We start from the raw sequence: 13,745 nt of genomic DNA, 5'->3' as shown, positions 1-13,745 counted from the left end.
GCCATGGGTTTGGGCGGTGTGCGGGATAAATTCTGAGAAAATACATCCCGTCGAGCCTAGGGCGGTCACCCGAAAACCGGACTCCTTCACCGGCTGGCTCGACTCCTTGATGAAGGGTTGCATGGGAAGGATGCAACATGCTGGACAGGACGTTCGGGGCAGTAGCCTGCGATGTTGACGAAGAAGAGCTCGATCTTGAAACCATCAGGATGCGCAATCAGAGGTTCACGAATGATCCTCTGTCGAATGATTTGTTTGCTGACCTTTTCGCGTTGCCCCAAACGAATACGAATATGTTGGGCGGGGAGAGGTGCTCCTCCAATCATCCACCTCGCACGAGAAGCGTACGCTTGAGCAGGTAGCTGTCCTCGGGCGGACGCGCTCTACTGATAAGACGCTCACCTTGCGCATTGAATATTCGTTATAGATAACAAAAAATGAAACCTAGCTAACAAACATGTCATGCGGAAGGACGTGGTTGACTTGTGAGCCGGATCACAACGAGGCAAACTGCGAAAACCAAATACTGATCGGCCGGCCGTAAATTATCGAGTGAGGCTGGGGGAAACGCGGACTCCCATTGGAGATATTCATTTACGCGAGACAACGTCGCGTCGATCAAGCTCAGCACGGGTCCGCTCCAGTTCCAGTGCGATCAATTTTTCGTCCGGTAGCACGGTCTGATATTCCGCGGCCAGAATTTTGTTCGGCAAGTTGTCCAGTGCGTAATGCGCTTCAGCTGCGCCCTTCTCCGCGCATAGAATCAGACCCACCGGCGGGTTTTCGCCTGGCTTCATCCAATGCTCACGCGCGTAATTCAAATAGAGGTGCATCTGTCCGGCATCCGCGTAGCTGAACCGCCCCACCTTCAGGTCAATCACGACGAGGCACCGAAGACTTCGGTGAAAAAACAGCAGATCGACCCTGAACCAGGTGTCGTCGATCCGTAACCGGCGCTGCCGACCGAGAAAGGCGAAATCGTCACCCAGCTCAAGCAGGAAGTCAGTCAGATGGCGGATAAGACCGTCTTCCAACTCGGACTCGGAATATTCGTCCTTGAGGTCGAGAAACTCCAGGACGAAAGGATCCTTGATGGCCTGCTCAGGCGTGAGCGTCTCTTCGAGTCGTGACTTCTCGGCCTTTTGAAACATCTCCGCCTTGTTGTGCGAGAGCGCGATGCGCTCGTAGAATTGGCTGCCGATCTGGCGGTCCAATTCACGCACTGACCATCCGCCGCGCAGCGCTTCAGCTTCGTAGAAGCTGCGGGCGCTGGCGTTCTTGAGTGACAGCAGGCGCACATAAGCCGACCACGGCAACGGGAAAGCCTGCGCTAAAGTAGCCAGACTAAGAAAAGAGCGTTCACGGGGCGCGGATCTCTCGTTCACCAGAGAAATTGCAGACGGTGTCGGGAGAATTGTAGATGGCGGTGATTTTGCAGACAGTGTCTGCAAAATTTGCTCGGCCGGCCAGGTGAGGTAAAACGCCCGCATCTGTGACAGGTTACGCCAGCCGAAACCGCGCCCGAACCGCCGGGACAGGTCCTCGCCCAACCGCTTGATCAGCGCTTCACCATAGCCGGCCCGGCCTTCACCGCCCTGTTCAAATTCGACGATACGCCGGCCGACCTCCCAATAGGCCGCGGTCATCAACGCGTTGACACTGCGGGCAGCAGCCAGGCGGATAGAGTCGACCACGCCGGCAATCTCGCCATGCAATTGAGCGTAACCCGCCGGCGCGGTGACGGGGCTCGACTTCACGCGTTCACCGCGTCCTTGAATGCCTTGCCCGCAGAAAACTTGACCGTCTTCGCCGCCGCGATCTGGATTTCCGCGCCGGTGGCGGGGTTCCGTCCAGTGCGTGCGGCGCGCGCGCCGGTCGCAAAGGTGCCGAACCCGATCAGCTGGACCACTTCGCCCTGGGTCACCGTCTCTGTCACCGCGTGTAGGATGGCGTCGAGCGTGGCGCCGGTCGCCGCCTTGCTGGCGCCCGTGGTCGAGCTGATTGCGTCGATAAGTTCCTGCTTGTTCATGTGTGTCCAGAGCTCGTGTTGAAGGGCCAACCCTGCGCCAGCCCATACAAACCACACCCTACCGCACCGGGGCGCTCCGACGCAAACCACAGACCTCCCGCGACGCGCACTTGCGAGTCATCACAAACGTCGACCGGGCATGTCCTTGCCCGCGATCAAGTCGCCGCTGGCCCGCTTCGCCCCAGCACGTTCCGATTCCGCGGAGAGCCCTGCCGCCCTACCCTTCGCGCGCCGTCCCAGCCGCAAACCCGCCCCGTCGCATGCTCGAATCAAAATCGCCACATCTGATAACTGGAGTAATCACGAACCGGCCATGACGCAAACGCTGGGCTGCCCCGGCAGGAACCCGCGCGCCAGCCCGATGGGCGGCGTACCAAGTGCTCAGCGGCTCCCGGTCGGTCGGGTCGACAGGGTGCGCCGGTACTGATCGACCTCGAGAAGCAGGTGGTCAATCCGCTCGCGCAACTGGCCGTTCTGCGCGCGCAGCGCGTCCGCCTCGCCGCTCGCCTGCAGCCGCACGGCGTCGTTCTGCATCTTGAGGAAACGCTCGGTACCCACCAGTTGTTCGGCCGTCCGCGCGAGGGTTGTTGCGCCCACGCCGGCGCGTTCGATCGACGCGTGCAGCTCGCCGAGCAGCCGGTTCACGTGTTCACCGGCCAGATCCCGTGCCGCATGGGCTTCGCCGAGTTCGCGGTGCAGCTGCGCATTATCCTGCTCAAGCCGCCGGATCCGCGCATGGGCATCTTCCAGCGCCGCCTGCAGCAGTGGCTGCTGCGCCATCGCGTTCACATCACCACGATCCGGTGCGCCGCCGTCCGCATGCCCGTCCCCCCGCTCGCGCTGTGACGCGTACAGCGGCGCGAGCGCCTCACGCACCACGGGAGCCAGCGCCTGTCGCATCAGCTCGAGATCGACCGGCCGGCTGTCCACGCTGCCCGGCTGCGACATCGGCGCGAGCGCCTGCGCGCGCAGGATCGCCTGCTGGACCGTCGGCGCACTCGGATGGCGCTGGACGCCGACCTGCGGCGCGACATTGCGCAGCAGCCGGCTGTAGGTGGTGGCGCCAAACACGCGGCCTGTAACCGCCCGGACCTCCGCGATCAGTCCATCCAGGAAGCGCGCGTTGTCGCGCGGAAAATCCCGGTCGATCGCCGCGATGCCATTCATGATGGCGAGCAGCTGTACATCGTTCCATTCAATCCGGGGTCGGCCCATTTTTCAGCTCCTCGGGGCCCGTCAGAAAAGATCGCCCTGCCGCGGATCGCGCGCCGGCGGCTTCGACGCCTTCACCGGACGCGCCGGGTGCCGGCGTTTCGTGATCCGGCGCAGATGGGCCACGAGTCGCACCACCGCACCGTCGACCGTCACGGTCAGACTGAAGTGACCGGTTTCACCCGGCGCACTGGCGCCGCAGCTGTCCACCAGGGCGCGCAGCGACGGATGAAGCGCATGCCGGCGGGCACGCGCGCCAGCTGCGCACGGCTCATGCCGGGCCAGCAGTCGTGTGATGAAGCAAAAGTAGCAGCGTTGCAGAAGTAAAAGTAGCGGCAGCACATTGGCCGCACATCTGGGGTACAACGATTGCTCCAGGCTTCAGATACTGCTTGCCCCTTTCGGAGGGGCATCGCCAAACGGCACGCAATAGCAGCGTTAGTCCTCGTCGCGCAATTCGGCCTCGATCTCTTCGATCGACGGCAACTCAGTCGCCAGTGGCTGGGGAATCTCGCGCAAAAGCTGGTATTCAGCCACGCCCATCGGCTTGGCAATACCACGAAGCGCGTATTCGGCGACCAGCCTGTTCTGTTCCTTGCACAGCAGCAGCCCGATGGTCGGTTGATCGTTGGGCGCCTTCAGTTGCGCATCGATCGCCGACAGGTAGAAGTTCAGCTGCCCCGCGTATTCCGGCCTGAACGGCGTTGCCTTCAGTTCGACGACCACGTAGCAGCGCAGCTTCAGATGGTAGAACAGAAGATCGACAAAGAACTCGTCGCCGCCAACTTCGAGCCGGTACTGCCGGCCGACGAACGCAAACCCGGCACCGAGCTCAAGCAGGAATCTCGTGATGTGTCGGGTCAGGGCGTGTTCCAGATCCCGTTCCTGCGCATCCTCGCCAAGGCCGAGGAAATCGAAGATATACGGGTCCTTCAGGCTGTCCCGCGCAAGATCGGACTGCGGCGACGGCAGGCGTTCGGGGAAATTCGTCACCGCGTTGCCCTGGCGTTCGCGCACCCGGGTTTCGATCTGCATGACGAGCACGTTGCGCGACCAGCCGTGCTCGACCGCCTTCGCTGCGTACCATTCACGCTCTTCCCGGGTGGTCAGTTTGTCGAGCAGCGTGCACAGATGGAACCACGGCAATTGTGCAGCAGCCTGCTGCACAAATTCCCCGTCCGGCCACGCCTGCGCGAATGCGCGCATGTATTTGAGATTGCGCGGGGAAAAGCCGCGCATGTCGGGAAATGCTGAGCGCAAATCGCGAGCAAGGCGATCGATCACCTTTGCGCCCCACCCCTGAGCCTGCTGCCGCTGCGCGATATCCCGGCCAATCTGCCAGTAAAGCAACACCAGTTCCCGACTGACAGCCAGCGCCGCACGTTGCCGTGCGCTCAACACCCGCGCCTTCAGGTCGTTCAGCCAGGCAGCGTAGTCCGCCCCAGCTGGCTCTGTGTTCGTCATGCCACTCATGTCCCCAGTCACCCGGCGTTCACCGCTTCCTTGAATGCCTTGCCCGCCGCGAATTTGACCGTCTCTGCCGCAGCGATCTGCATTTCAGCTCCGGCGGCGGGGTTACGGCCAACCCGGGCCGCGCGCGCACCGGTGGCAAACGTACCGAACCCGATCAGTTGCACCGCTTCGCCGTTCGCGACTGCGCCCGTCACTGCGCCGATGATCGCATCGACGGTGGCCGCCACGGCCACCTTGCTGTTGCCGGTTGCTGTCGCAACCGTATCAACGAGTTCCTGTTTGTTCATGATTTTCCTTTCTGTCGAAGAGCGCACGTCAATCGCCCCACCTGGGTGGCCCAGCCTGACACCTTACAGGACGCCCCACATCCCGGCAAACCCGTCGCCGTAAGGCCGCGCAGGATCTGGCCAGCAAAACTCTCCGCGTCGCGGAGACAATTACCCGACTCGCGCAGACGCCTGGCGTGTCGCGTTTCAGAACAGCTGCCCGGTCAGGGCCAGCAGGTTCGTCCATTTCACGTTACTGCGAAAAATCCTCCCGTCGTCGCCGACCGACTCGATGATGGCGCGCTGGCCGCTCGCCTCGGCGACGACCCGCACCGTCCTGTCGCCATATTGCATCAACACACCGATCGGCGGGCAGACCACTGGCCTGCGCCTTCCAGGCGCCTTCTTCATGTCGCCGAGCCCTTCGACGCACGTCGCTTGCGGGCGGCTGACCCGGCCTTCCGGACTGTGCCTTTTGAGTGCGGCGAACTCCGGTGCGCCCCGGTTTCCGGGCGTGAAGCGGGCGCAGTGAGCGGCTGGCGCCGCAGGATCTCGAGTTCCTGCGCGTACGCGCTGTTGGCCGCCCGGATTGCATCGAGGTGTCCCTGCAGCACGCCCGCCTGATGACGCGCGTCGCCCAGCTGCGCCTGCATGGCTTCAGATGCACGGCGATGGTCGGCGTCCTTCCGGTCCGCGCGACGCGTGGCTTCGTCCAGCTCCTTCTGCAGCTTCGTTGCGGTACTGCGCTCGCGGTCGATCTCGAGCAGGGCGCGCTTTTCGGACCCCCTGAGCCGCTCCTCTGCGCGCTCAGCCGCTTCCCTCTGCTTCGCCAGATCGCGCGAAAAACCCTCCCTTGCCTCCGCCAGTTCGCGCTCGCGCGCGGCCAGCGCCGCCTGGACCCGCGCGAGTTCCGCCGCCAGCGCCTGTCGCTGCGCGTGGCCTTCGGCCTGGGCCCGGTCGAGATCCCGTATCTCGACCTGCGCGGCCAGCAGCGCGGCGGTGCGCTGCTCGAGCGCCGTCTCGGCGCGACCCAGTTCGTCCCGCGCGGCGATGACCGCCTGCTGCGCCTCGATACGCTGCGCCTCGACCTCGTCGCGCAGCGCGCCGAGCGCGGCGTCCGCTGACGCGGTGGCACGCGTCCACAGGGTGGCCACCAGTTCGCCCGCGGCCGCACCGAGATCGGCGGGCAGGTCGGGATGCTCGATGCGCACCCGGCTTTTTTCCCGCAGCTCGGCCCAGAACTCGCCGAGCACGGCGGTCGGCGTGCCCATGCTGCCGCGCCGGACGAGCTGATATAGCCGGTTGGCGGTCGGCGTGATGCCATAGCGGAAAAACATCAGCGCGCACACCTCGCGATAGAGCTCGCGGGTCTTCGGAAACGCCGCCTTCAGGCGCTCGATCTCGGCGGCCAGCGCCGCGTCGGGGGACAGGACGTCAATCATGAGGATTTTCACCGGTCGATTGTCTTTAATATTACTACGTAAACCGATTAATTTATAACGCCCCGTTCCTTGAATTTTGACATTAATGCTATAATGTTGATTTTTTATAACCTGTTGGTCGCATAATTACGTCCACGCCAGCAACCCGGACCGCCGCCCCTCCCGACCATGACAACCGCCCTGCCTGCCCCGCGCCCGCTCGATGCGCTAGAGCTGTCCCCCGACCTTGACGGCCGTCATGGCACGAATCGCGCAAACGGACGCATGCAGGTCGCCGCCGACACCGATCTCGACGCGCTTCGCGCGTGGCTCGCCCGCTTTGCCGACACGAAAACCACGTTTGACAACTACCGCAAGGAAGCCGAACGACTACTGCTGTGGTCGGTGCTGCAGACCGGCAAACCGCTCTCCTCGCTCACGCACGAGGACCTGCTCGTCTACCAGCACTTTCTCGGCGATCCCCAGCCCGCCGCGCGGTGGACCGCTGATGGCGGGCGCAAGCATCCCCGCAACGACCCACGCTGGCGGCCGTTCTACGGCCCGCTGTCCGGAGCGAGCCAGCGCCAGGCCATGGTGATCCTCAACGTCATGTTTGCGTGGCTCGTGCAGGCCGGTTATCTGGCTGGCAATCCGCTGTCGCTGTCGCGTCAGCGCGCCCGACGGGCCAGGCCGCGCATCGTCCGGTATCTGTCGCCCGAGCTGTGGCGCGAGGTCAAGACCTACATTCAGGGCATGCCAGTGCAGACCGGTCGCGACCGCGAACACCACACACGCGTGCGCTGGCTCTTTACCCTGCTCTATCTGGGCGGTCTGCGGATCACGGAGGTCGGCACGAACACGATGGGACGGTTTTTCCGTCGTAGTGACGAAAACGGCACGGATCGCTGGTGGCTCGACGTGATGGGCAAAGGTGGCAAGGAGCGGCTGGTGCCCGCCACCGCGGAAATGATGACGGAACTTGGCACCTACCGGCGGGCACGCGGACTGCCAGCCCTGCCCTCACCGGGCGAGGACACGCCGCTCGTGCTGCCGGTTGGCCAGTCGCTCAAGCCGCTCACGCGCGCAGCGTTGCACCGGATCGTGAAGGATGTTTTTAGCGGTGCGGCGCAATCCCTGCGCGCGCGTGGTGGAGACCATGCGCCGCGCGCGGACCGCCTCGAGCAGGCATCGGCACACTGGCTGCGTCACAGCGCAGGGTCCCACATGGCAGACCAGCAAGTCGATCTGCGACTCGTGCGCGATAACCTCGGGCATGCGTCACTGACGACGACCAGTCAGTATCTTCACGTCGACGACGATCGCCGGCACCGCGAGACCGACGAGAAACACCGTATTGACTGGTGACAGACGGCAGCCAGGTCCTACCGCCTGATCTGGAAATCCTCGGCCGTGAGCCTGACCGGTTCACCCGGTCGCAGGCGGGCTTTTCATCCGGCGACCGCGATAATGCGGCGCCGTTCGTCCGCAAATGCCTTGAGGATGCGGACCTCGTCAGCATCTTTGGGCAGCCAGAATTGCGCTTCGAGCGCCTCTCGCGTAATCGCACCGGTGACCTCGCTGCGGTGCCTGCTCAGGCGAAACGAAATTTCATACCGGCCCGCCGCGACATCTGGCATTAGGTCAATAACGTCCATGATTTCTACCTCCAGAATTCAGCTGCGGACTTTTAACTTCCCTGTCGCCTGTCTTCAATTTTACAGAACGAAGAACAGGCGCGCGCAGAAGGTACAGTCCGCCTGGACAACTGGTGGTGTAGGTTCTGCCTGCCCCATTGGAGACGGGGTTTGCGGTTAACAAAGATGCAGAGGTACCAGACAATTAGTTGCATGTTTGTAATCGGCACGGACCTCCAAGGTGAGGCTTCACGGGAGGCGAACGTCAAGGAGTTCGAGGAGCCATCTGGCATTGCGCTAGCGTTGCGCAATTGGCCGCAGGCGACCCAACTGAGTCATTCCCAGCATATCGCTGACTGTCTGCTCGCTAACACATAGTTGACGTCTACCGTATGAAGCGGTGTTCTAATCCCGATCGCCAAAAGCGCGGACCTTGGTCGGCTCATCAAAAAATGGGCAGAGCGATTCAAGCATTTCGCATCCGCATCCAATCCCACTTATTACCGATTGCGCCTGGCGCGGCAAAAATTCCGGCAACACTTGCGCCCTTACACCCGACCACTGAATCCAGGCGCGGCTTCTGCTTCCCTGTCCATGCAGGCCGGTGTAGGCTGAACGATCGATGCCGTCGTCACGGCAAACCGGGCCCGCTATCCCCGGACCCTTCAGCGCTGCTCATGACCACTACAACATCCTCAGACCCGAGCCACGGACAATCCGGCGCTACGGCTACGCCCTCCACTTCACCAGCGTTTCCCGTGGTAGGCATCGGCGCTTCCGCGGGCGGCATCCAGGCCCTTCTTCGTCTCTTCGAACAAATGCCCGCAGACAGTGGCATGGCATTCGTCATTGTGTTGCATCTTTCCCCGAAGTACGAAAGTCGTGCTGACCAGGTGCTGCAGCGGGTAACCTCGATGCCCGTCATGCAGGTTCGCGAGCCGACGCACATCGAGAAAAACAGTGTCTATCTGATCTCACCGTCCAATGACCTGTCCATGTTTGATGGCTATCTCCGGGTGACGCCGGCTGAGCGCCCGTCGGGCAGGCCGGTGGCCATCGACCGGTTCTTCCGAAGCCTTGCGAACGCACATGGTGCTCGGGCCGTAAGCGTGATCCTCTCCGGCACGGGCAGTGACGGGACGGCCGGAATCGGCCGGATCAAGGAGTGTGGCGGCGTCACGCTGGCTCAAAGCCCGGACGACGCCGAGTACGGCGAGATGCCGCAAAACGCAATCGCGACCGGGCTGATAGACATGTCGCTGCCGGTCGTCGATCTTCCGCAAAAACTGATCGAACTGTGGAGCAATGCACAGGTGATCCAGCTACCGGCGGTTGAAGGGGAGCCCCCGATCGCTGCGGCCCCGCCGAGTGAAAACGCTGTAGCGACGTCCGAAAATGCGTTACAGGAGATCCTCAAGGCACTGCGGATTCACACCGGGCATGACTTCCGTCACTACAAGCGCGCAACCGTGTTGCGGCGCATCGAACGTCGCCTGCAGGTCAATGCGCTTCCTGATCTGCCTTCGTACCTGCTGTTTCTCGAACGACATCACGACGAAAACGGCGCGTTGCTGCGGGACATGCTGATTGGCGTAACGAATTTCTTCCGGGATCGCGAAGCATTCGAAGCACTGGAACGGGAGATCGTACCCAGGATCTTTGAAGCCAGAAACGACGAAGAGCAGGTTCGCGCCTGGGTTGTCGGGTGCTCGACGGGCGAAGAGGCCTACTCGCTCGCCATGCTGTTGTGCGAACGGCTGGCCGAAGAGAATCACCAGCCCGGCATTCAGATATTCGCCACCGACATCGACGAACGTGCCATCGAGTCTGCGCGATCCGGCCGCTATCTCGAGTCCATCCTGACGGATGTGCCGCCCTCGCGGCTGCGGCAGTTTTTCACTCACGCCCGAGGGTTTTACGTTGTTAGCAAGCCGCTCAGGGAAAAGGTCCTCTTTGCCGCGCACAACATCCTGCGTGACCCGCCATTTTCGCAGCTTGACCTCGTGACATGCCGCAACCTGCTCATCTATCTTGACCGCGATGTTCAGCGGCAGGTCCTGCAGACGTTCCATTTCGCCTTGCGCCCTGGCGGATACCTTTTCCTTGGGAGCTCCGAGTCAGCGGAGATAGCGCAGGACCTGTTTGCGCCCATCGACAAGAAAAACCGCATTTACCGCGCGAAACCTGCCCCGCGCCGAACGCGAGTCACGCCCCAACTAACGTCAGGCGGGAAAATGCCGCACGCATCCCACGTCGACGTCGCGCGGCCGTTACCCAGGCCGCCAAGCTTTTCGTTTGCGCCGTTGCATCAGCGGGTGATCGAACACTTCTCGCCGCCGAGCATCCTCGTCGACCGGGACGCTGAAATCCTGCACATGTCCGAACAGGTCGGACGCTTTCTGCGTTACGTCGGCGGCGAGCCATCGCACAATCTGCTCACCGTCGTGAATCCTGATCTGCGCCTCGAACTGAGAACGGCGCTCTATCAGGCGCTACAGCATGGCAAAAGTGTCGAGGTCAAACGGGTCCGGTTCTCGCGGGGCGACACCTTGTCCTATGTCAGTCTCTCTGTCCATCCGTTCCACGACGAGGCAGCCGGCGGCGACGTGGTCGCCATCTTCTTCGACGAATTTCACGAAGCGGAAATGGTGGGCTCAGCCGATCCGGCTTGCAACCCTGGTCAGGACCGGGTCGTATCCCACCTCGAAACCGAGCTGATCCGAACGAAAGAACTTCTGCAATCCAACGTCGACCAATCGAACCTGTCGACCCAGGAACTGAAAGCATCGAACGAGGAATTGCAGGCAATCAATGAGGAAATGCGCTCGGCAACGGAAGAACTCGAAACCAGCAAGGAAGAGCTTCAGTCGGTCAATGAGGAACTGGTCACCGTGAATGCCGAGCTCCAGACGAAGGTCGAAGACGAAGCGAGGGCAAACGACGACCTTCAGAATCTAATTGTTTCGAGCGGCATCGCGACGATCTTCGTGGATCGGGCCATGCGGATCAAGCGCTTTACCGCGCCTGCAGTGAATATCTTCAACCTGATCGAGACTGATATTGGCCGGCCGTTGCTGGACCTCCGGCATCGCCTGAACTATCCGGAACTGGCACAGGATGCGGCCGCTGCATTCGAGACGCTCAGGCTGACGGAACGGGAAGTCAGCACGAACGATGGAGAGTCGTTCATTGTGCGACTGCTGCCGTACCGGACCCTCGATGACCGCATCGAGGGCGCGGTGCTGACCCTGATCGATATCACAGCGCGACGACGCGCGGAAGATGTGGCGCGAGCCAGCGAAGAGCGGTTGAAGTTTGCCGCGCTCACTACAGACGACTACGCGATCATCGTGCAGGACCTGGATGGCGTGATAGTGAGCTGGAACAGGGGCGCGCAGAGCGTGTTCGGCTATGAAGAGGTGGAAGCTATCGGAAAGCCAATCGATCTGATCTTTGCGGAGGCGGACCGGGAACAGGGCGTGCCGCTGGCTGAGAGACAGAAGGCCAGTAGTGCAGGCCGTGCCGAGGATGAACGGTGGCATGTGCGCAAGGATGGCAGGCGGATCTATTGCAGTGGCGTGGTGACCGCGATCGACACGGAAGGCTTCAGAGGCTACGCGAAAATCGCGCGCGATCTCACGGATCGGAAAAGCGCCGAAAGCCGCCAGGCCGATCGGCTCGAACTCGAGCGACGGGTCCGCACACGCGCCGTCTCGGCGAACCGGCAAAAGGATGAATTCTTTGCGGTGCTGTCGCATGAACTCAAGAACCCGCTGAACCTCATACACGTGAAGGCGGAGATGCTGACGCGCGCACCGGAACTTCAGGACATCCCGCTGGTTCGGGATGCAACCGATGTGATTCTCCGGGCCGTGGTCGGCCAGGCAAAAATCATTGACGATCTGCTTGACCTGTCCCGGGCGCGGACCGGCAAACTCGCGCTGCATCTGGTATCCGTCGATGTTTCGGCAATCGTGCGCACGGTGGTCGACGCGAGCGCGTCTGACGCGGCCGCCAGCGGCGTTGCCCTATCCGTTTCAGGCATGGACAGCCCTGTTCAGATACAGGCTGACCCAGTCCGTCTGGAACAGATTTTCTGGAACATCATCCGTAACGCGCTGAAGTTCACCCCGGCGGGAGGCCGGGTAGACGTGACTCTTTTGCCTGAAGACGGATTCGTGTGCGTGCAGGTTGAAGATACAGGACAGGGAATCGCACCTGATTTTCTCCCCCGCGTCTTTGATATGTTCAGCCAGGGCCGTACCGGTCCCGCCCGGGAGCACAGCGGTCTGGGCATCGGGCTCTCGCTGGTCAAGCAACTGGTGGAAATGCACGGCGGCCAGATCCACGCGCATTCCGATGGCGTCGGGCGGGGCGCAACGTTCTCCGTGAGACTGCCCGAAATCGCAACCTCGTTGCCTGCGGAACATGCCCACATTGAGGTTGATGGGAGCGTCCTGAAGGATTTGCGGGTGCTGCTTGTTGACGATTCTGCCGACGCACTGGACGCCTTTCGTACGCTGCTGGAAATGGAAGGCGCGAAAGTCCGTGCCGAACTCAGCGGGAAGGCCGCGCTCGCCGCAGCAGCCGAAGCCAGATTTGATCTGATCCTGTCGGATATCGGCATGCCGGGAATGAGCGGCTATGAACTCATCGCGGAACTCCGGAAGTTATCCCAGACGGCGGCCACGCCAGCAATCGCCTTAACCGGATTTGGACGCGAAAAAGACGTGGCGGAAGCGCTGCAAGCCGGCTTCGACGCTCATGTCGGCAAACCGGTATCACTGGCTTCGTTACTTGCTGCGATCGGGCAATCACGGTTGGTTCGCGGCGACGCCTAGAGCTGGCCGAGCCGCTTGCGATAACTTCAATACGACGGCATCGAATGCCAGGTTGCCGAACCCGTACATTCATAGACTGGGTCGATGGAAACCTCGAATAGCCCATCAGGCGCGTGCGAGCAGGCGGACGGCCGATGTCACCGCACGAGCAGTCATTCGTCGGCGACCCGCGACCGTCCCTTTGGCCGGGCACGGACTGACGCAGTTGGCCACGCTCCACCCGTGGCCCTTATATATATTCGAGCCAGGCTTTGAGACGTAGGAGCAACTCACAGCACTCCTCCGCATCGCGCTGACAGATCTCGCAGACGAAGAATCGCCTACTCTGAAAACTTGATCATGCTGGAGCGAGTCAGCGTAACGTTTTTGCTCACGCCGGCCGGCGCATTGGCTAGAATCCACGCGGCCGAGAGTTCGCCGAACGGGTCTCTGCTCGACATGCCATCAGTCGGGACCACTACCTTGAAGCCGCGCACCGCCGCTTCGCTTGCGGTGTACAACACTGCGCCGTGTGCCATCGTGCCGGTAACGATCACGGTTTGAATGCCCTTGTTCTTCAGAGCCGTTTCGAGATCGGTGTTGAAAAACTTGTCCACACCCGATTGCACGACCGTCTCGCCACCTTTGGCCGCGATAACCGGCGGCACCGCCGCCAGTGTGCCCGTGCTAGTCAGACTGTAGACGATCATCAGGTTCGCCTCGCGCGACTTGCTCAACAGATTGGCGACATACGGCAGTGAGGCCGCGCAGGTAGGACGCTCTTTGCTGTTGCAGGTACTGGTGTCGAAATCGAGCAGCAATAGCGCGGTATGACCTGGATCGGTAACGGTAAATGTCTTCAACTCTGGAGGCGGAGGCATCGGGACTGA

At 61.9% G+C, this 13,745-nt stretch carries 12 protein-coding genes; 2 read left to right on the top strand and 10 right to left on the bottom strand.

What is annotated here, in order from left to right; all coding sequences use genetic code 11:
- Positions 1-590: 590 nt before the first annotated feature.
- The 8 genes from PQR53_RS33545 to PQR53_RS33510 all read right to left on the bottom strand — a co-directional run bounded on the left by PQR53_RS33545 (position 591) and on the right by PQR53_RS33510 (position 6,422).
- Positions 591-1,757 carry a PDDEXK nuclease domain-containing protein gene (locus PQR53_RS33545; RefSeq protein WP_408463961.1) on the bottom strand — a complete coding sequence of 389 codons (1,167 nt, stop codon included), beginning with the start codon at positions 1,755-1,757 and terminating at the stop codon, positions 591-593.
- The gene (locus tag PQR53_RS33540) at positions 1,754-2,029 is read right to left on the bottom strand and encodes an HU family DNA-binding protein (protein WP_031364746.1); all 276 of its coding nucleotides are present in this window, start codon (positions 2,027-2,029) and stop codon (positions 1,754-1,756) included. Before PQR53_RS33540 ends, PQR53_RS33545 begins: the two co-directional genes overlap by 4 nt.
- 381 nt (positions 2,030-2,410) lie before the next feature.
- Positions 2,411-3,244, bottom strand: a complete 834-nt coding sequence (locus tag PQR53_RS33535) for a hypothetical protein (protein WP_408463958.1) — start codon at positions 3,242-3,244, stop codon at positions 2,411-2,413.
- Between the two features lie 21 nt (positions 3,245-3,265).
- The gene (locus tag PQR53_RS33530) at positions 3,266-3,607 is read right to left on the bottom strand and encodes a hypothetical protein (RefSeq protein WP_408463955.1); all 342 of its coding nucleotides are present in this window, start codon (positions 3,605-3,607) and stop codon (positions 3,266-3,268) included.
- A gap of 72 nt (positions 3,608-3,679) precedes the next feature.
- The gene (locus PQR53_RS33525; RefSeq protein WP_408463952.1) at positions 3,680-4,705 is read right to left on the bottom strand and encodes a PDDEXK nuclease domain-containing protein; all 1,026 of its coding nucleotides are present in this window, start codon (positions 4,703-4,705) and stop codon (positions 3,680-3,682) included.
- Between the two features lie 17 nt (positions 4,706-4,722).
- Positions 4,723-5,001, bottom strand: a complete 279-nt coding sequence (locus PQR53_RS33520; RefSeq protein ID WP_408463949.1) for an HU family DNA-binding protein — start codon at positions 4,999-5,001, stop codon at positions 4,723-4,725.
- 186 nt (positions 5,002-5,187) lie between these two features.
- Complete coding sequence (locus PQR53_RS33515; protein ID WP_408463946.1) at positions 5,188-5,391, bottom strand: hypothetical protein; 204 nt, start codon at positions 5,389-5,391, stop codon at positions 5,188-5,190.
- Positions 5,388-6,422: a DNA-binding protein gene (locus PQR53_RS33510; RefSeq protein ID WP_408463943.1), complete on the bottom strand. Its 1,035-nt coding sequence runs from the start codon at positions 6,420-6,422 to the stop codon at positions 5,388-5,390. The genes PQR53_RS33515 and PQR53_RS33510 overlap by 4 nt, the downstream gene beginning before the upstream one ends.
- Positions 6,423-6,590: 168 nt before the next feature.
- Here PQR53_RS33510 and PQR53_RS33505 point away from each other — a divergent pair, with 168 nt between their 5' ends.
- Positions 6,591-7,766 carry a tyrosine-type recombinase/integrase gene (locus PQR53_RS33505; protein ID WP_408463940.1) on the top strand — a complete coding sequence of 392 codons (1,176 nt, stop codon included), beginning with the start codon at positions 6,591-6,593 and terminating at the stop codon, positions 7,764-7,766.
- A gap of 83 nt (positions 7,767-7,849) precedes the next feature.
- Here the strand turns inward: PQR53_RS33505 and PQR53_RS33500 are convergent, their stop codons facing one another.
- Positions 7,850-8,056, bottom strand: coding sequence for a DUF1488 domain-containing protein (locus tag PQR53_RS33500; protein WP_408463937.1), 207 nt, complete (start codon positions 8,054-8,056; stop codon positions 7,850-7,852).
- A gap of 656 nt (positions 8,057-8,712) precedes the next feature.
- Here PQR53_RS33500 and PQR53_RS33495 point away from each other — a divergent pair.
- Complete coding sequence (locus PQR53_RS33495; RefSeq protein ID WP_408463934.1) at positions 8,713-12,876, top strand: CheR family methyltransferase; 4,164 nt, start codon at positions 8,713-8,715, stop codon at positions 12,874-12,876.
- 320 nt (positions 12,877-13,196) lie between these two features.
- Here the strand turns inward: PQR53_RS33495 and PQR53_RS33490 are convergent, their stop codons facing one another.
- Entirely contained in the window at positions 13,197-13,736 is a 540-nt protein-coding gene (locus tag PQR53_RS33490) for a cysteine hydrolase family protein (protein ID WP_408463931.1), read from the bottom strand.
- Positions 13,737-13,745 lie beyond the last annotated feature (9 nt).

This window comes from Paraburkholderia fungorum (assembly GCF_046027605.1).
Lineage (GTDB): Bacteria > Pseudomonadota > Gammaproteobacteria > Burkholderiales > Burkholderiaceae > Paraburkholderia > Paraburkholderia fungorum_F.
The sequence above is the reverse complement of the archived record's forward strand: the minus strand, read 5'-3'. Positions and strand labels throughout refer to the sequence as shown.